The organism is Vibrio sp. Vb339 (assembly GCF_902751245.1).
GTDB classification, from domain to species: Bacteria; Pseudomonadota; Gammaproteobacteria; order Enterobacterales; family Vibrionaceae; genus Vibrio; species Vibrio coralliirubri.
Map to the genome: position 1 here is coordinate 903095 of NZ_CADDIS010000001.1, position 18933 is coordinate 922027.

Here is an 18933-nt window from a genome sequence, read left to right on the forward strand (position 1 = left end):
CAAAGGCTATGTGGGGTTAAAGTGAAAAAAATTACAAAGAACAGTGAAAAAGCATCTAGTATGAATGTTTTAGAAAGTAATATTAATGAGATAAAAAATATTTTTCCTGAAGCCTTTAGCGAAGGGGCTATTGACTTTGATATCTTGAAATCTTTACTTTCTAAGGAAGATGTTGGTTTTGTTGACTCAAACGAAGAGCGTTTTAGTTTTACTTGGGCTGGTAAGAATCAGTCAAAAAAGATCGCTCAAACAACTTCTACAGGAACTTTAATACCTTGTTTTAAGGTTGCTGATTCTTCTTTACTATCAGAAAATATTTTTATTGAGGCTGATAATTTAGAAGCTCTAAAACTTCTGCAAAAGTCATATCATAAGTCTATTAAACTTATTTATATTGATCCACCATACAATACTGGTAAGGATTTTGTGTATAAAGATAACTTTCATAGCAATTTAAATAATTACTTCCAACAAACTGGACAGTTGGATGAGTCGGGAAGAAAATTAAGTACAAATTCTGATACGTCCGGTCGCTACCATTCCGATTGGTTATCAATGATGTATCCTAGACTCAAGCTTGCAAGAAATCTTTTAGCTGATGATGGTGCTATTTTTATTTCTATTGACGATGGCGAGCAAAGTAATCTGAAGCAAATTTGTGATGAAATCTTTGGTGAGGATAACTTTGTAAATAATATTATTTGGCAAAAAAAATACTCTCCTCAAAATGATGCTAAATGGTTATCTGACAACCACGATTTTATTCTGTGTTATGCAAAAAACAAAGAATTATGGCGACCTAATTTATTAGCTAGAACCGAAAAACAAAACACAGCATATAAGAATCCTGACGATGATCCTCGTGGAGTATGGAAGGCTACTGATTTGTCCGTTAAAACGTATGCTAGTAATAATGATTATGAAATTACAACGCCTTCAGGAAGAGTTGTATCGCCACCCGAATCAAGATGTTGGAGTGTGAATAAGGATAAATATTCAGAGCTTGTAGCAGATAATAGAATTTGGTTCGGCTCTAATGGTAATAATGTCCCCTCATTAAAGAAATTTATTACTGAAGTTAAAAATGGTGTAACCCCTTTAACATTATGGACTTATGAAGAGGTAGGGCATAATCAAACGGCTAAACAGGAGTTAAAAAAACTGTTCCCTGAGACCAAAGAGGTGTTTGACACGCCAAAGCCTGTTTCGTTGATAAGTAGAATTTTAGACATTGGGGCAGATAAAGACTCGATTGTATTAGACTTTTTTGCTGGTAGTGGAACTACGGCTCACGCGGTAATGGAAAAGAATATTACAGATGAGGGAACTAGACGGTTCATTACTGTTCAGTTACCTGAGCCAACGGGAAAAAATGATTTTGAATACATTTCAGATTTCACTTACGAAAGAATCCATAGAGCAAGTAAAGCTCTAGGCTACAATGACCCAATGAAGTTCAAGCTTGATGATACAAATATTCGTCCTTGGGATGCTGATTTTGACAACCTTGAGCTTGTATTGCAACAAGCAACTGAATCAATCAAGGCTGATCGTTCAAGCGAAGATGTTCTGTATGAAATATTCCTAAAGTATGGCTATGACCTAACGACACCAGTAGAGACTGAAACAGTGAGTGGTAAGCAGGTCTTTGTTGTCGGTGCAGGTGCTTTGATTGTTTGTTTAGATGATGAGATTACTGGTGAAACTGTAGAAGGTATTGCCAAGCTGAAAGAAGAGCTAGATCCAGAAACTACTCAAGTTGTATTCAAAGATGCTGGATTTGCTGATAGCAACGTAAAAACTAATGCTATTCAGATTTTGAAGCAAGCTGGCATTGACGATGTTAAAAGCATTTAGGGGATAAATTATGTCTGAAATGAAGATAAAGTTTAACCCTGATCTTACTCACCAAAAAGATGCGATTAACGCAGTTGTTGGTGTATTTGAAGGACAAGAAACGTTTCAATCTAACTTCTCTGTATCAAACGCTGTTCAAGCAGATATGTTTGAGAGAAATGATGGTATTGGTGTTGCTAATGCGCTGAGCTTGTTACCAGAAGAGTTATATGAGAATACTCGTAATGTTCAGTTAGTTAATGGCTTACCTCAGACTGAAACTACGAAACAAGCGCTTCCAAGCCTTGATTTTACTATTGAGATGGAAACTGGTACAGGTAAAACATACGTTTACCTGCGTAGTGCTTTTGAGCTGAACGACCGTTATGGATTAACAAAATTCATCATCGTTGTACCATCGGTAGCGATTAAAGAAGGTGTTTATAAATCTCTGCAAATGACTGAAGATCATTTCAGGAAAGAGTATAAGAACGTTCGATATGATTACTTTGTCTATGATTCTTCAAAGCGTGAGCAAGTAAGAAACTTCGCTACGAATGATTATATTCAAATTATGGTAATCAACATTGATGCTTTCAGTAAGTCTTTCACTGATCCAGAGAAAGAGACGAAAGCTAACCTGATTCACCGAACTGATGATCGTCTAAACGGTATGAAGCCTATCGAGTTTATCCAAGCAACAAATCCTGTTGTTCTAATTGATGAACCTCAATCAGTGGCATCTACAGCTAACCGTAAAAAAGCAATTGCGAGTTTAAATCCGCTTTGCACTTTCCGTTACTCAGCAACGTTGACTGAAAACTTCAACATGCTTTATAAGCTCGATTCGATAGATGCGTATGAGCGTAAGCTGGTTAAACAGATTGAAGTTGCTTCATTGGAAGTTCAAGACAATCATAACCAAGCGTATATCAAGCTGATTAGTGTTGATAATAAGAAATCACCAATCACAGCTAAAATTGAAATTGACGCTCAAACTAAAACAGGAAAGCTACAAGCACGTAAATCAATCACAGTTAAGAGTGGAACGGATTTATTTGAAGCTTCTGGTGGACGAACTGTTTACGAAGGTTATGTAATCAACGACATTTACTGCGAAGAAGGTAGCGAGTATATCGACTTTACGAGTCGTGATGACATCATAGAACAAAGTCAATCCATAGGTGAAGTTGATCAAGATACTTATAAGCGATTGCAAGTATCTAAGACCGTTGAAGAACACCTTGAAAAAGAGTTGAAATTCTATAGAAAAATTACTACTGGCGTAGATGTAATGGATCATTCCAAGATTTTGAGCCAGAAAGGTATCAAGGTTTTGAGCCTGTTCTTCATTGATAAAGTAGCGAATTACCGTGGCTATTCAAGTGATGGAATACCTATTCAGGGTAAGTTTGCCAAGTGGTTCGAAGAAGAGTTTGCACAACAGCTCAGAAAGCCAAAGTATCGTGTTTTATATCCTTCTATTTGGGATAAGAATGATGCAGGTAAGCCAACCTTAAATGAACATGCACTCAAGGAACTAGCGAGTTCAGTTCACAATGGCTACTTTGCTCAAGATAAGAAAAAAGATGCGTCAGGTAATCTTCAATTTGCAGAATCTAGACTTTCAGCGAAAGGCGAGGGTGGTAAAACGGCTGCTGATGAATCTGCTTATAACTTGATTATGAAAGACAAAGAAAAGCTTTTATCTATGGACGAAAAGCTTCGATTTATCTTCTCTCACTCTGCTTTGAAAGAAGGTTGGGATAATCCTAACGTATTCCAGATCTGTACGTTGAACGAAACTAACTCTGTGATGAAGAAGCGTCAGGAGATTGGGCGTGGTTTACGTTTAGCAGTAGATCAGTCGGGTGAACGTGTACCGTATGGTTTTGAGGTAAATACTCTTACTGTAATGGCGAATGAGTCTTATGATCAGTTTGTTGCTGCTCTTCAAAAAGAAATTGAAGAAGAGGAAGGGATCAAGTTTGGTGCAGTTGAAAAACACCAATTTGCAAATATTGTTATTTCTGATGAGCATGACACTAAAGAGTTTCTTGGTGCTAAAAAATCAGAAGAGATTTATCAGCACTTAGCGGATAAAGGTTATATCGACAAGAAAGGCAAAATCTTAGATTCTCTTAAAACTGATCTGGTTGATAATACGGTTAGTTTACCTGAAAGTGTTCAAGAACATTCTGATGCGATTCTTGCAACTTTAACTAAGGTTGCTAAAGGCTTAAGCATTAAAAAACATGAAGAGAAGAAAACGGCAACACTTCGTGAAGATAATGGTAAGCAAATCGTGCTTGGGGATGATTTTAAAGCACTCTGGGACAGAATTAAGTATAAGACGACTTATCGAGTGAATTTCAGCGTTGGTGAGCTTGTGCAGAAGTGCATCAAGGAAATCAGAGCGTCAGTTGCGGTTGCTAGTGCGAAGTTTGAATATAAAAAAGTGAAAGTAGCGGTAACAGAAGCGGAACTTGAGACTTTTGATGAAGAGTCAAAAATCCAATACTACCGTAATCGAAACTTCCAACTTCCAGACGTAGTAACGTATCTTGAATCAAACACGAACCTAACCCGTAAGACGGTGGTAGATATTCTGCTTGGACTAGGTGATAAGTTAGAAGCATTCAAGAATAACCCACAGCGATTCATCGAACTTGCTAGTGAAGTGATCCGTAAGCAAATGCGTTTAGCTATTGTTGATGGTATCTCATATCACAGAATTGGAGATGAAGATTACTACGCTCAGGAGTTGTTCCAAGAAGAAGAGCTTACTGGTTATCTTAAAAATATGGTTGAGGCGAACAAATCTGTTTACGATTACATTATTTGTGATTCAGATACAGAGTTTGAGTTTGCAGAAAAGCTTGAAGAATCAACAGACGTTAAGCTTTACGCCAAATTACCAGCGTGGTTTAAGATTGATACTCCATTAGGCAGTTATAACCCTGATTGGGCGGTATTGATTGATAAAGAAGATGGTATGGGTGATCAGCTCTATTTTGTAGTTGAAACTAAATCTAGTATCTTTTCTGACGATTTACGTGCTTCTGAGCAAGCTAAAATTGATTGTGGCATTGAACACTTTAAAGCGTTGTCTCAAGGCAAGGACGGTAAAGCTTTAGATAATCCAGCTAAGTTCGTGAAGGCAGATAGCTATAATACTTTTGCAACGCATTTAGAAGAATAAGCAGGGATATGTGGTAGTCATTTTGGTGGCTACCACATGAAACACAGATGCTCACTAGAATAGTAGATCCGAATTGCAAAATGTTAATGGTTCAATTAGCTATTGGTTAATCGAGTGTTAAAGTTAGTGCTTTCTATTATCTCGCGAGTAAAGTTATGACAGAAGTTAATCCAAAGCCTCAAATATTCTCTTGGTACAAATTATTAAACTTAAGCCCAACTGATGTGCTAGATGTTGACCGGACACAGGCGCTAGAAAGTCGTTTAGTAAATACATTTCAGCTTGAAGTTAATGAAGATTTTAAACTCGATACTCAAGGAGTATCGGCTTTTCGTGCACAATATAGCTCTTCGGGCGAGTTAGATCGTTTTATTAATGGAGTAAAAAGCAATCTAATACCTCAAGGATCTGTACTCATAGTTGACTCATTAAATCGATTTAATGACTCCAACACACACAGTGCTGTGGATCTATTGACTAAGCTCTTAGAGTGGGGGGTTATTGTGGTCAATGTACAGAACGAGGATATGTTTACGAAAAAGTCATTGGAAAACTTACAGGGAATCGTAACAAGTTTTCAACAGAGTTCACCTGTGGTTAGCCCTTAACGTGGATTAAAGGCATACAGCGGGATAAAATTCGCTGCATACCTTGAAATTTTTAACTAAGGTATCGGTTTTCTAGGTGAGCTTTAAAGTATGCAGGGTTAAGTAGCTCACCAGTTAATCTGTTGTTAACAGTGAGTCTTTCCCCCAAATATTGTCGGATAGCCAAGAAAAGATTGGGTTCAAAATACAGGTGGTCGTTACTCTATGGGCTATCTGAATTATTTGCAATAGCAGACGTTATCCGAAATCTTTCAGCCTTTTAAAGTTCGTAACAAGGTTCTGCTCAGAGGCGTTTTGGAGTAAGCGATACTAATAGGTTTCCAACTAATGAAGAATTCGTGATTGCTCAACAGTCAGTAGAACTTCTGTAATAGATTCTAAGAAAATCAGATAATGAAAAGCGAGCCCAAGTGGCTCGCTTTTTTTGTTTTATATGTTGGTTAAATCATCCCGAACGATGCTTTCTTCGTCTAGTAGATCTTCGAGTCAACGAGGCTAGAATTGACTTAATTATGCCCCAAAGTGAGTCACTTCTACATTTGTTTCCAAGCTCAAAAAAGGGCTCGGTAGAACCAAAATTCAGTCTGTAACCTAAGAATCTGGTTTTGTTAGAGAAAGTGAACGTTTTCTGAATTAGCGTTAGACGAGCATAGCAATTTAGCTATGAGCGAGAACACAAAGTAAATACAGTGTTCTATTTATTACAGGTCTAAACGTTAAAGGAGCCACATGAGCTCCTTTGAGGGACAGTTGTCCTTTAGAAACCACTGTATTCAATCGATTTAGCTACCAATTGTAATTCTATCAACTTCAATTGTTGCCTCTTCCCAATTATCTTTTTCTACGTTGCCAATAATCGTTATCTGATCATTCGGAGCGATCGTCAAACCAGCCCAAGCTTCATCATCCACATCGATCACAATTGCGTTTTTACCATCAGTAAACTTGTACTCGTCGTCTCCCAGAGAGTGCACAATGTTACCCGTCACCTGAACCTGGGTATCATCTCTTGCTTCTAGAACTTGAGCAACCGTAACAGGAGCACTAGCCGTCGGGCCATTAAATCCGTCCGTTGTTGGTAAAGTGTTTGCTGTTGCGAAGCCTGAAGTCAGAACTAGTGTAGTAGCAATAAGTATGTTTTTCATAAGAACCTCTAAATAGTCATAGTTTGTTTTGATGGGTGTACTATGCAGGGGGGAGTATTAATCGCGGATGAAAGTAGCGTTCATAATCTATTCATATTGAAAATACGTGGGACCATGATACATGTAATGTTTTTAAGTATTTGATATTAAAAATCATTTTAATAAAAATATTAATCGAAGAATTTTACTTATTACGAAAATTATTCATCTTCTAGGGTGTTTGATCTTTGTTATCCAACCCTAGTTCAGCAATGAACTATGAGCGGAATCGCTTTCCAAGCTACAAGCACCAACTGAATAATCTGTAATAGAGTCTAAGAAAACCAGATAACGAAAAGCGAGCCCAAGTTGCAAGTGGCTCGCTTTTTTGTGTCTAGTAAAGATGCGTCTGAACGTTTTAACAGGGGGATAGCCTATAAGGTGTTCGTCAAACAGTTTTAGAACAGAGCTTCGATAGCGACTCATCGGGTGCTCTAGAAAAGCTAAGGTTATTTAGCCCCTGAGCGGTAGTTTGGATCTGTCCAGCATCGAGGTAACTCTTCCCCTGACATAAACATCAGTTCGGATTTTTTAAACATCTCAGGGTCTTGCTGTTCTTCACCTGCTTGAAACCGACCTTCGATACTGTCTTGAAATAAGTTGGTTAATTTAGTCATTTCAGTTACGTCTACGAGGTCACCGCTCTTTTTCTCTTTTAGAAACATTTTTTTGCCCTCAATCTAATCGATCACCCTTAATTATAATTGTTATTTGGAAAATGAGAGTGTTTTCAATTCCGGCACTTCTTGACTAAGCAGGTCTCAGAGCTACGCTTATGGTCATCGACAAACCAATCGAAGAACAAACCTATCCTCAACAAATAAACGGAGTCGCGATGTCATCTGCCCATATTGCAAACAATCTCAGCGAACTGATTGGCGATACTGATCTTGTTAGAATCAACAGTCTTTCAGAGATATCAGGTTGTGAGATTCTTCTTAAGTGCGAACACCAGAATCCGGGTGGTTCGATTAAAGATAGAGCAGCTCTTCAGCTTGTTAAGGATGCCGTAGAAGCTGGCAAGCTTAAGCCAGGGATGACAATCGTTGAAGGTACCGCAGGAAATACAGGGATCGGCCTTGCTCTAGTCGCTAAATCCCTCGGTTATAAAATGTTGGTGGTGATGCCAAAAGGGCAGGCACAAGAGAAAGAGCGTATGATCTCGCTTTATAACGCTGAGCTGTTATTGGTCGACCCTTGTCCGTTTGCAAACCCTGAACACTTTTACCACACGGCCAAGCGGATAGGCGTTGAAAATGAGAATTATTGGTGGGCAGATCAGTTCGAAAATCTCAGTAATTATCGAGCGCACTATTTAAATACTGGACCGGAAATTTGGCAGCAAACTCAAGGGGAAATTGATGCTCTAGTTTCTGTGGTGGGGACGGGTGGAACCATTGCCGGAAACTCACATTATCTATCTGAGCAGCAACCCAATCTCGAAACTTGGTTAGTTGACCCAGAGGGGTCCGGCATTTATTCGTTTCTACGTAATGGGCACTATCAATCAACGGGAAGTTCGTTCACGGAAGGCATAGGGATCATGCGAACGGTTGAAAATTTCAGGCAGGCAAAAATCAATCGTGCAATCACGCTTCCCGATCAGGATTTGGTGACGATATCCCGACTTGTTGCGGAGCATGACGGTATTCTTCTAGGAAGCAGTTCGTCATTGAACGCAGCAGGTGCGCTATACGCTGCGGCTAGAATGGGGAAAGGGAAAACCATCGTTACATTTAGCTGTGACCTTGCTGAGCGCTCGTATTCGAAGCTGCACAACGAAGCGTTTCTGAAAGAAAAAGAGATACAGCTTGATAAAGAAAACCTTTCTCAACTATGGGCTCGTTATCAAGCAGAAGATGGCAGCATGGTTGTCAACGTATAGTTGTTCTAAGTTAATACTGGCCAGTGGTTTGCCACCCCTTTCGTGAGCGCTAAACATCCGTTAGCGCCAAGTCTGGCACTATTGCTTGTTATTCGGGTAGTGAATAACATTATTAAATACGGCATTACCTTCACCGATATTTTTGTAGCCATGGCTCTGGTTAGCGTTAAAGCGAACGGCTTGTCCTGCCTGTAATGTTTGCCATTCACCATCAAAAAGCACGGCCATCTCTCCGGAAATACATAATATATGTTCAGTGACACCAGTGTTATGCGGGTCGGATTCATGCTGATAGCCAGGGGCGAGGGTTAGCTCGAAGATCTCAAACCCAAGTGCCTCTTCAAAAGGAAATAATAAGCTGACGAAGAAACCAACGTTATATTCTTCACGCCTTAACTCGTTTGCATCTCTGAATAAACTCGTCAGCTCATTGTTCGAACTTTCTGTGATGAAACTGGAAAATGACACTTCAAACCCAGATGCGATCTGCCAGAGCTTAGCGACGGTTGGGCTGGACTCCCCACGTTCAATTTGACCTAACATTGCTTTACTTACGCCTGTCGCTTTTGCTGCTTTATCTAGGCTCCAGCCCTTTTCTTGGCGTAGGCGTTTTAAGTTAGTACCGACTTTAATTTCTGTTTGCATACTTTTTCTACAAGATTTTATCTACAAATAGCTTGTGCGTTATAGCGCACAAGTGCTAGGTTTAGCTTATGGACGTTATAACGCACATAGGAATAAAATAACATGACTAAGCTAAAATTTTCCCACGTTAGTACGGGCTTTATTGCTGTATTTATTGGGTATGCAAGCGCCGCGGCGATCATTTTCCAAGCCGCGATGAGTGCTGGAGCAACCGAAGAACAAGTGGCGTCATGGTTTTGGGCATTGGGGATTGGCATGGGGATAACCACAATGCTGCTCTCGTTTCATTACAAGAAGCCAGTGGTTACAGCGTGGTCGACGCCTGGAGCAGCGTTGTTAATCACATCTCTTGAAGGGCTGACAATGAATCAGGCTGTGGCCGTGTTTTTGTTCAGTTCGATGTTGATCACGTTAGTTGGATTAGCGGGGATATTTGAGAAAGTTCTAAAACAGATCCCAACATCGATTGCCTCTGCGATGCTCGCAGGGATTCTATTGCAATTCGGATTAGGTTTGTTCACGTCGTTAATTGAAGAGGCACAAGTCGTAGCGGTCATGCTCGCTGTATTTATTCTGGCGAAAGAGCGGTTAGGAAATTTACTGATCCCAAGCATTTTCATCATCGCACTGGTCATGTGTGTGGGTTTTGGCAAACTCGATGTCAGTCAGGTGACTATGGGATTAACGACCCCAGTGTTCATCACGCCCGATTTTGAGTTCTTTTCGTTGTTCAGTGCGGGTATCCCACTGTTTATAGTGACGATGGCTTCACAGAACTTACCGGGATTTGCGGTTCTAAAAGCGAATGGATACCAAGTCGATTCATCGAAGATCATTACCACCACCGGGGTGACAGGTTTGATTTTCGCACCGTTTGGTGGCTTTGCGTATAACCTTGCAGCGATTACGGGCGCTATTTGTATGGGCCCTAATGCGGATAGTAATCCAAAGACACGTTATATGGCGGGGATTTGTATGGGCGGGTTTTACTTGTTAGCTGGCGTGATGGGGATGTCATTTGTGTCGCTGTTTAGCGCTGTGCCCTCCGAGATTGTCATTGCAGTTGCTGGCTTAGCGGTGATGCCGACCTTGATGAATTGTTTAGCTGTTTCGATGGCAGACACCCACTATCGAGAGCCTGCATTGTTTACGTTCTTATTTACAGCTTCTGGTACGAATTTATTGGGTATCGGAAGTGCGTTCTGGGGGCTTTGTATTGGTTTACTTTGTTGCTGGTTACACAATTACAAAGTCAGAACGAATGGGGATAATAGAGCTTCACAAGCTCAGTCTTAATGATGGAAAGTTTACCTACGCAAAGCTCGAGTTTATTGAATCTCATCATGCAACTCTAAACTTGGTACAAATATTCTGCTTGAACAAGCCTTTGGTTGTGATTGAGATAGTATTTTGCTACAAAACGCGCATAATCTCGCTATACAATATTTAAAGAAGATATTCCTATGACTACGTTTCAATACTACTTTCACCAATTGCCTTGCTTCGACTGTAAAAAAACGACAGTAAGTACTGATCTTGGTTGGTTAACGCCTGCGATGAAAGACGATGCTATCGCACAAGTGACAGCGACACTTGCACAAGGCGAGGTTACACCCGATCTTTCAGCAGACGTGGTTTGTACGAAAGAAGAAGCTCGCGAGTACTTACTGCTTAATTTCTTTGGTTATTCAGAAGAAGAGCTAGCAAGCGGAATCGAAGCGGATGATGAAAAAGAAGTGGCAGACGAAATCGCAGAGCTAGTAGAAGAAGGTAAAGACACTATCACCTTCGAACATGAGATTGCTCTTCAGTGCTGTGCAGACTGCGATGTTGAAGACGAGTCAAACTAAGCTTTTGTATTAAGAGTATTAAACTAAGTACTCTTATTAAGGTTCATCATGAGGCTATGATGTTCTAATGATGAAAGGCGTTAGCGAATTGAAGTTCGCTAACGCCTTTTTTGTCTCTCTGTTTCTTATCTTTAAGCGGCGTTCAATCTAAAGATGTTGTGCTTTCTATAATGCCTTGTTTGCTCAGTTGCGAAAGGATCTCTGCGGTCTTCTCTCTGAATAAATCTCTCAGTAGACGCACAGTAGGGGTGATGGATTGGCGACTTGGACACACTAACCAGAGCTCGGTAGGGGTCGGCTTAAATTCAGGCATAACTTTAACCACTTCGCCTGAAAGCAGATGAGGTGACATGTCTAAACAAGATTTTATTGCCACCCCTTTACCCGCGATACACCAACGTCTTACAAGGTCTGCGTCGTTCGAAGCGCGATTTCCTTTTAGTTTCACTTTATGGTCTTGAGTACCATCGTTAAACACCCACTCGTCTTGCAACATGTCATGGAGTTGGTAAAGCAAACCATTGTGTTGTGCTAAGTCACTCGGGTGTTTTGGTGTGCCCATTTCAGCCAAGTATTCAGGAGCCGCACACAATATCCTCGGCACATCGCATATCTTGAAACCATACATGTTCGCATCGGTCGGGGAGCCGTAACGCAGCGCCATATCGACGGAATCTCGGTAGAAGTCGATATTGCTATCGCTGATGCTAGTGCGAAGCGTCGCCTTTGGGTATTCAAGTAAGAACTCATCTAACCAAGGTGTGATTAGGTTGCGTCCTAGATCCGATGAAAGCGCTATTCGAATTTCACCATCAAGAATACCGAGCTCTTCGCGCATGTTGAGCTTTGCTTGCTCCAACATCTTTAAGGCTTGTTCGCATTCCGGTAAATAACGTTCGCCTGCAGAAGAGAGCCTTAGGTGGCGCGTGGTTCTTATAAATAACTCCGCACCGAGTGCTGCTTCAACGCGTTTTACTGCTGCACTCGCTGTGGCTGTACGCATATCAAGGTTGGTGGCTGCTGCGGTGATACTGCGAAACTCCGCCACTTTCAAAATGACCTGTAAGTCTTCAAGAAGCATATTATCTACCTGTATTGAATTATGTTCTAAATATGGCGTTGGGATATTTCCCCATCACAATCTGCAAATGGGTTATCTCTACTTATCGCTTCTAAGTTAGCTTCAAACATTTAATTGTCAAAACTAATTTGATAATAATTCAAATATGAGGCTGTTTTTCATTAGTAATTTTATCACTATCATTTTTCCATATCGACAACGTAGCGCAGTACGCACTGTATGGACGAAGCCTACGATCTAGGGGGATAAGATGACTAAGAAAATCACAATGGGTGTAACGGATTTGTCGTTCCACCGTACGACCGCATCATTGGTTGCCAATGTATTGAAAGCCATGGGTTTTGAGGTAGAGCGTATTTTCTCTCCACATCAGGAGAACTTTGAAAAGCTGAAAACAGGCGAAGTGGATATGCTTTCTTCTGCGTGGCTGCCATCAAGTCACGGTATCTACAAAGCGGGCGTTGAAGAAGTTGAGCCACTTATCGAGCTTGGACTTCATTATGAACCTTATGCTTTGTGGGGCGTACCAGACTATGTGCCTGAAGCGGCGGTTTCTGAAGTCTCTGATTTACTAAAAGCTGAAGTGATCGAGAAAATGAACTCGACCATCCAAGGCATCAACCCCGGCGCTGGTATCACACGCTTCTCTATCCAGATGGTGAAAGATTATGGCCTGAGCGATGCCGGCTACGAGTTCTTTCCTGGCAGTGAAGACGATTGTTTCAGTGCCTTTGAAAGTGCGGTCGCAAACAAAGAGTGGGTGGTAGTGCCACTGTGGAAACCTCAGTTCTTGCACTATCGTTACGATATTCGTGAGTTCAAAGAACCAAAAGGCCTACTTGGAATTGTGGACAGAGCAGTGCTTCTTTTGAGAGACGACAAGCAGCATCTGTTCAGCGAACAACAGATTCAGAAGTTGGATTCCCTGCGCTTCTCGAACGACATCATCGCAGAGCTGGATTACAAAGTTTGCCGTGAAGGTAAACCACAAGATCAAGTCACACATGATTGGTTGATTGAGAAAGGCCTGATTTAACCTCTAAGCCGTTGGTAATGCTGTGAGATGTCTGCATTACCCAGATAACGGCAACACTATTATCAAAAATTATTTGAAAATCATTCAAATATTAGGCGGTTTATCTAGGGTGAGAATTGACTAAGATTAACTCGTCTAATTCAAGGAGAAAGCACAATGTCAGTACCATCAAAAATGAAAGCGATCGGATTTACTCAATCACTTGCGATTACAGAGCAAAACAGTTTATTTGAGTTTGAAACGAGTCTGCCAGAACTAAAAAATAATGATTTGCTGGTAAAAGTGAGCGCGACTTCTATCAATCCTGCTGACGCAAAAATTCGTATTCGTAATGCTAAAGACAAAACTCTTGAGCAGCCAAAAGTGCTGGGCTATGACGCAGTCGGTGAAATTGTTGGTAAAGGTGCTGACGTTGAAGGTTTCGAAGTCGGTGACCGTGTGTACTATGCGGGTGACGTAACACGCATGGGTGCTAACGCAGAATACCAAGCTGTGGACTACCGTATTACCGCTAAAGCGCCTAAGAGCCTTTCTGATGAAGCTGCAGCCGTTATGCCATTAGCAACACTTACGGCGTGGGAAGCGTTGTTTGACCGCCTGCGTGTTCGTCCTGAAGAGAAAAAGTCTATCCTGATCATTGGTGGAGCGGGCGGTGTAGGCTCGATCACTATTCAACTGGCTAAGCAACTCACCAACCTCAATGTTATCGCTACAGCTTCAAGACCTGAAACGGAGCAGTGGGTAAGAGATATGGGGGCGGATCATGTGGTGAACCACCGTAACCTTGTCGAATCTGTGCGAGAGCAAGGCATTCAACATGTCGACTACATCTTCAATGTTGCTGATACAAAAGGGCACTGGGATGCGATGGTTGAGTTGATCGCACCGCAAGGCATGATCAGTTCGATCGTAGAGTTTGACGGTGGCATTGACTTATCAGCGCTGCAAGGCAAATCAGCGGGCTTTATTTGGGAGCTGATGTTCACACGTTCACTATTTAACACCGAAGATATCCAGAAGCAGCAAGACATCCTATTCCAAGCCGCAAATCTGATTGATACGGGCCGCATTAAAACGACGCTTACCACGACCCTAAATGGCTTTAGTGTGGATACAATCAAAGATGCACACCAACGTATTGAAAGCAGTGCCTCGATTGGTAAAACAGCCATCAAATACTAGTCTTTGATGTTTGAGTCTGTAGTTGTTTGGAAAAAGGGCTAAGACAAACATAAGAAAGGCGTTAGTAGACCTGAGTTTACTAACGCCTTTTTCATTTAGTGTCTTTAGCTGGCTCTATGGATGTTCAACTCAAACCGTCAGTTAGAAATCATAGAGCACAGCGGGGTGCCTAGAAATAATGAAACACCGGAGGTTCATGCATTAAGAAGTTTTGATGCGAGATGTTCCAAGCATAAGCGCCTGCTAGGGTGAACACCACATAGTCACCGATATCGACCTGGTCGATATGTTGATTTCGTGCCATCACATCTTTTGGAGTGCAAAGTTGTCCAACTAGTGTGGCTGTAGCATAGCTTATCGGATGTGAAATGGTGGGTTGTTGATTACTTTTCACGATAACAAAAGGGTGGTCATGGTTCTGTGCAGCAGGTGTACGGAAATGGTGTGTTCCACCACGAGCAATCACGAAGTTCTCACTAAGGTTTTGCTTAATATCCAGTACCTCCATCACGTAATAGCCGCACGGTGCCGTGATATAGCGGCCACATTCAAAACGTAGCTTCCAGTCTTGTATATGTTCTTTAGCAATCAAGAATTCCAACTTGTCGCAGAACTCCATCCAAGGAAAGTGTTGATGCGGGTCTTGGTAATTGATTCCCATACCTCCACCTAGATTGATGATCAGCTCATCGAGTGAGAATGTTCTTTGCCACTGTTTGACGACTTGGAAATAACGTTGCATCAAGGCGAGGTGGCGATCGACTTCAAGTTGATGCGACATTAAGTGGAAGTGGAAGCCTTTTAGCTTTATCAAGGGAAAGTCGCGTAGATACATCAAGGCGTTATTGAGTTCACCCTCATCGAGTCCAAACGGAGTGGGTTTTCCCCCCATGGCTAATTTGCTCAGTGTGATGTCACCAATGTCGATGTTCATACGCAAAAAGATCGAAGCGGGCCGATTCAACCTCTGAGTTAAAGCACCAATGCGTTGTAGCTCAGTGAGGCTCTCCACATGAATCGCATCAACATCGAGTTCAATTGCTTGCTCTAATTCACTTGGCATTTTCCCAGGGCCACCAAAGATCAGTGGTTTATTGAGTTGTTGCTGGTGGAGGTGTGTAAGCTCTCCGCCTGATGCCGCTTCGAAACCATCAACATAAGGAGCTAAAGTGCGTAATATTGGTTCTGAAGGATTCGCTTTCGCGGCATAAAATAACTCTACGTTTTTTGGTAATACATGGCGCATCTGCTTAATGTGCAGCTTCAATGCATCGAGATCATAAAGATAAGCACATAATGGTTGAGTTTGTTGCTTGGCCAATTGGTGGATTTCTTGATGGATGTTCTCAGGAAGTTGAGGCGAATTAAGCATGTTGAGCTCCTCTTTTGTGAGTCGGCCAAGGTGCAGCAACTAGTGTGTACCCAGACTCTTTATCGGCATTTTGCATCAAACGGGTTGTGAAGTTATTTTTACTTGGGAAGTGGCCATCGTTAATCAATGCCATCAGTTCTGGTTGCTGACCATTGATCGACTGCCAGCGGACGATAGCGTCTTTTAAAGTTCCCCATAACGTATTCTCAAGTGCCGAGTCCCCCTCAGCGATAAAGAAAATAGCTTCACTAACATTGTTAATGAAGGTGCAGTAACCTATGCGGTTCCAACCTTGCTCACGGCTGTAGTACACCGATTGACGAGCACGCTCTGAAAGTTGCTGAAGTGTCTCTGATGGCCAAAATTCGGGTAGCAGCTTAGTGCCTTCTAAGTCTCGAATCCATACACAGCATGGCATGTCTTTTTCAAAACCAATCAGCGTGTTTTGTAGGTGAGGTTCAAACGCAACTCCGTGTTTGAAGTAGTAGTTAAAGACACCAGGAATCAAACAATGCAGATAGCGTTCAAACCACAGCGTGGCGATATTTGCATATTGGCTTTGTGTTGTTTGCGCTTTTTGTTTGAGTTGAGTGGCGATGCAACTGTTCCCGTCAGTGTCGTAAGCAAAGAGCGCACCCGCTAACGTTGGTTGCAAAATATCGGTTTCACTTAAACTGAAATTCTCTCGATATAAAATACCAAATGATTCTCGAGCCTTAATAACATCCGCATGTTCTTGTTCAGCCACAGATTCTAGATTCAATGTGGTGGCGTAAGGTTCAGTCATTACCTTGAATACTGGATTACGTAACTGTTCGCTTTCTTTGATTGGATGCAGAATCGAGGTTAATTGAACGGCACTATCGAGCTCATACCATGCGTTTTTACGTACGCAGTTGGTTAAACGTACATTAATAGAGAACTTGGCGAACCAATCCATATCTGGGTGATACAGAGTGCGCACGGATGAGGTGGGTAAGAGTTTTTTCCCCCCTAATCCAAGAGGGGTGATTTTGCCTTGTTCAATGGCCGTTTTGACCACTGGGTTTTGCAAAAGTGTGTAACTTTCCCAAGGGTGGCAAGGGTAAAGCATGGTAGTTGCTGAATTGTTCTCGTCTGGCGCAAGTTGTTCAAGCATGGTCGTTGGTGACGTTCGGTCATCTGAACTTAAGATATCAAGCAATTCTGTGTCGATCTTAAACCAATAGAGAGGAACCTTAGCGCCAACTTCAGGGGAACACGCTAGCAGATCATCTATGCTTACGCCTGATCGACTCTTTGGCGTTGGGTGAAAAGTATGTCCCCAAAGTAACGATTGCTCTGATGCGATAAACGCATTGTGATGCTGGGGTGAGTTGTCTGAGTTTAGGAACTGCTCGGTAATCAACAAACTGTTTTCCATTTGCTCGACCAGTTCGTGATTGAATGGAATCCTCAGCACTTGTTTTAGGTAACTGAGTAGAAGCGTCAGGGTTTGCGTTGCGTCCAATTTGCACCAAGCTGCACCGGGCATTTTAGCCCAAGGTGTATCACTGAGCTTCACTTTCCCCAGTTTACTGATGTACTCAACGGGTAAAACCATCAGACCATTTTTCTGAGGTTGATCTTGATGAGGTAGGTGAATGGCCACGCGTTGGTGAGCGTTGTAGTTTCTTTTCAAAGTTTGAGGAAGAGAAGCCGAACTGTAGCGCCAATTAACCTGTTCATTGGGTATCGCGTATTCACGCAAGTAACAGTTCACCACGCCCATGATGGTATTGAGTTGGGCTTTTTCTCGGTTTAGCAGTACTTTTTTACGATTTTGAAGAACTTGGTCTTCAGCGGAATATTCACTTGGAGGTAATTGAGTCTGTAACATGTTGATGTCCAAATTTTGAATGGATGATCAGCGCGATAGCAGCAATGCCACTGACCAACATAGAAAGTATGAAAGGAACCTTAAGCCAGCCCTGGCTTGATATGAAAGACGCGCTCAATCCAGCCGCAACGCCACCCCATTTAGACATAGCGTCAAAGCGCGAAAATACTTTGCCGCTTTGTCGTCGATCAATTTGGTTTGCTAATGCTTGATGCAAGCCGTGATAACAGCAAACCATGCCAAGTCCGAAAACAATACGAGCAATAATCAACACTTCTTGATATGGCGTGAGATGCATTGCTGCACTGAGTGAAAGCAAACCAAAGCCTAGCCATAAAGTACGCTGCGCTTGATTGTGTTCAAGCTGGTGGCGATCAACCCATTCAGAGAACAGATGAACTTTCCCTGCAAAGAGCAGATAAACACCATGTGGGAGGGCATATAGAAATCCAATCCACGCTTGATTTGTCACGCCATATTGCTGCACATAAGGCGAGAAATAGGGGAACGTGACGACCATGGCGAAAGCAAAGCTGAACTGCGCGCCAAACACCCAGTAAAGCGTATTTAACGAATTGACTTGGCTGCATTGAGCTTTCTTCGATGCCTGATCTTTTACAATTCCCTTAGATTTCGCTAAGTCATCAATGGGTAATGTTAAGGTGATCACTAGCGCGAATAGCGGCAAAGCGGACAGCCACAGGTACGCGTTCAGCGGGTTTGTTGCTGATAAACTCCAGCCAAGCCCAATCGGAGCAATAATTAGCGCCAGACGGGCAGAAAGCTGAGTTTTATTGAGTGATTTACCGAGTGCTTTCGCATCGTTGATTTGACTGGATAAGTAGCTGTTTGAGGCGGCCATGGTGCCACCAAAGGTTCCTTGAACGACAAGACCAAACACAAACATGGATAGATTATCGGCTAAGCCACACAGCGCGAAGCCTGCTGCAAGCCCGAGTTGAGCTCGTAATAGAGAGCGACGTCTGCCATATTTATCAGCAAACTGTCCCCAAAAACGTGCCGCAACGGCAGTGCAAAAGGTGGGTAAAATGAACAGTATCCCTGCCCAGTCCGCAGTAATGTTTGCATCCAATGTCGGCAATACCATTGGCAAAAACAACGGCATTCCTAAAGCTGCAAACGCGGCGATAAAGTGGCTTAAAAGCACGCAATAGATGAGTTTGGTCATGACGG

The 18933-nt window shown here is 42.1% G+C and carries 15 protein-coding genes and 1 pseudogene; 8 read left to right on the forward strand and 8 right to left on the reverse strand.

The window, feature by feature from the left end:
• The first annotated feature begins 21 nt into the window (after positions 1-21).
• The 3 genes from HRQ85_RS04020 to HRQ85_RS04030 all read left to right on the forward strand — a co-directional run bounded on the left by HRQ85_RS04020 (position 22) and on the right by HRQ85_RS04030 (position 5646).
• Positions 22-1857 (forward strand): site-specific DNA-methyltransferase, encoded by a 1836-nt coding sequence (locus HRQ85_RS04020; protein ID WP_108194614.1) that lies wholly within the window; start codon positions 22-24, stop codon positions 1855-1857.
• A gap of 10 nt (positions 1858-1867) precedes the next feature.
• Positions 1868-5038 carry a type III restriction-modification system endonuclease gene (locus HRQ85_RS04025; protein WP_108194591.1) on the forward strand — a complete coding sequence of 1057 codons (3171 nt, stop codon included), beginning with the start codon at positions 1868-1870 and terminating at the stop codon, positions 5036-5038.
• A gap of 155 nt (positions 5039-5193) precedes the next feature.
• The gene (locus HRQ85_RS04030) at positions 5194-5646 is read left to right on the forward strand and encodes a hypothetical protein (protein ID WP_108194590.1); all 453 of its coding nucleotides are present in this window, start codon (positions 5194-5196) and stop codon (positions 5644-5646) included.
• Positions 5647-5698: 52 nt separating this feature from the next.
• Here the strand turns inward: HRQ85_RS04030 and HRQ85_RS26190 are convergent.
• The 3 genes and pseudogenes from HRQ85_RS26190 to HRQ85_RS04040 all read right to left on the reverse strand — a co-directional run.
• Positions 5699-5829: pseudogene (locus HRQ85_RS26190) on the reverse strand (carboxypeptidase); the annotation flags it as partial.
• Positions 5830-6428: 599 nt separating this feature from the next.
• Positions 6429-6791, reverse strand: coding sequence for a NirD/YgiW/YdeI family stress tolerance protein (locus HRQ85_RS04035; RefSeq protein ID WP_172378768.1), 363 nt, complete (start codon positions 6789-6791; stop codon positions 6429-6431).
• 488 nt (positions 6792-7279) lie between these two features.
• Complete coding sequence (locus tag HRQ85_RS04040; RefSeq protein WP_172378769.1) at positions 7280-7495, reverse strand: acetyltransferase; 216 nt, start codon at positions 7493-7495, stop codon at positions 7280-7282.
• 170 nt (positions 7496-7665) lie between these two features.
• Here HRQ85_RS04040 and HRQ85_RS04045 point away from each other — a divergent pair, with 170 nt between their 5' ends.
• The gene (locus tag HRQ85_RS04045; protein WP_172379339.1) at positions 7666-8715 is read left to right on the forward strand and encodes a cysteine synthase A; all 1050 of its coding nucleotides are present in this window, start codon (positions 7666-7668) and stop codon (positions 8713-8715) included.
• A 78-nt stretch (positions 8716-8793) separates the two neighbouring features.
• On the opposite strand, the gene HRQ85_RS04050 is transcribed toward HRQ85_RS04045, so the two are convergent.
• Positions 8794-9360 carry a helix-turn-helix domain-containing protein gene (locus tag HRQ85_RS04050; protein WP_172378770.1) on the reverse strand — a complete coding sequence of 189 codons (567 nt, stop codon included), beginning with the start codon at positions 9358-9360 and terminating at the stop codon, positions 8794-8796.
• A gap of 102 nt (positions 9361-9462) precedes the next feature.
• On the opposite strand from HRQ85_RS04050, the gene HRQ85_RS04055 reads away from it, so the two are divergent.
• Both HRQ85_RS04055 and HRQ85_RS04060 read left to right on the forward strand, forming a co-directional pair.
• Positions 9463-10656 carry a benzoate/H(+) symporter BenE family transporter gene (locus tag HRQ85_RS04055; RefSeq protein ID WP_172378771.1) on the forward strand — a complete coding sequence of 398 codons (1194 nt, stop codon included), beginning with the start codon at positions 9463-9465 and terminating at the stop codon, positions 10654-10656.
• 167 nt (positions 10657-10823) lie between these two features.
• Positions 10824-11210: a hypothetical protein gene (locus HRQ85_RS04060; RefSeq protein WP_050620552.1), complete on the forward strand. Its 387-nt coding sequence runs from the start codon at positions 10824-10826 to the stop codon at positions 11208-11210.
• Between the two features lie 142 nt (positions 11211-11352).
• Here the strand turns inward: HRQ85_RS04060 and HRQ85_RS04065 are convergent, their stop codons facing one another.
• Positions 11353-12291, reverse strand: a complete 939-nt coding sequence (locus HRQ85_RS04065; protein ID WP_172378772.1) for a LysR family transcriptional regulator — start codon at positions 12289-12291, stop codon at positions 11353-11355.
• Positions 12292-12559: 268 nt separating this feature from the next.
• Between HRQ85_RS04065 and HRQ85_RS04070 the strand changes: the two genes are divergently transcribed.
• Positions 12560-13327, forward strand: a complete 768-nt coding sequence (locus HRQ85_RS04070) for a glycine betaine ABC transporter substrate-binding protein (RefSeq protein ID WP_172379340.1) — start codon at positions 12560-12562, stop codon at positions 13325-13327.
• 156 nt (positions 13328-13483) lie between these two features.
• Positions 13484-14509, forward strand: coding sequence for a zinc-binding alcohol dehydrogenase family protein (locus tag HRQ85_RS04075; RefSeq protein WP_172378773.1), 1026 nt, complete (start codon positions 13484-13486; stop codon positions 14507-14509).
• A 169-nt stretch (positions 14510-14678) separates the two neighbouring features.
• Here the strand turns inward: HRQ85_RS04075 and HRQ85_RS04080 are convergent, their stop codons facing one another.
• The 3 genes from HRQ85_RS04080 to HRQ85_RS04090 are packed head-to-tail and all read right to left on the reverse strand — an operon-like array spanning position 14679 to position 18928.
• Positions 14679-15881, reverse strand: coding sequence for a type III PLP-dependent enzyme (locus tag HRQ85_RS04080; RefSeq protein ID WP_172378774.1), 1203 nt, complete (start codon positions 15879-15881; stop codon positions 14679-14681).
• Positions 15874-17739 carry an IucA/IucC family protein gene (locus tag HRQ85_RS04085; RefSeq protein WP_172378775.1) on the reverse strand — a complete coding sequence of 622 codons (1866 nt, stop codon included), beginning with the start codon at positions 17737-17739 and terminating at the stop codon, positions 15874-15876. Before HRQ85_RS04085 ends, HRQ85_RS04080 begins: the two co-directional genes overlap by 8 nt.
• Positions 17711-18928, reverse strand: a complete 1218-nt coding sequence (locus HRQ85_RS04090) for an MFS transporter (protein ID WP_132942264.1) — start codon at positions 18926-18928, stop codon at positions 17711-17713. The genes HRQ85_RS04085 and HRQ85_RS04090 overlap by 29 nt, the downstream gene beginning before the upstream one ends.
• Positions 18929-18933: the final 5 nt, after the last annotated feature.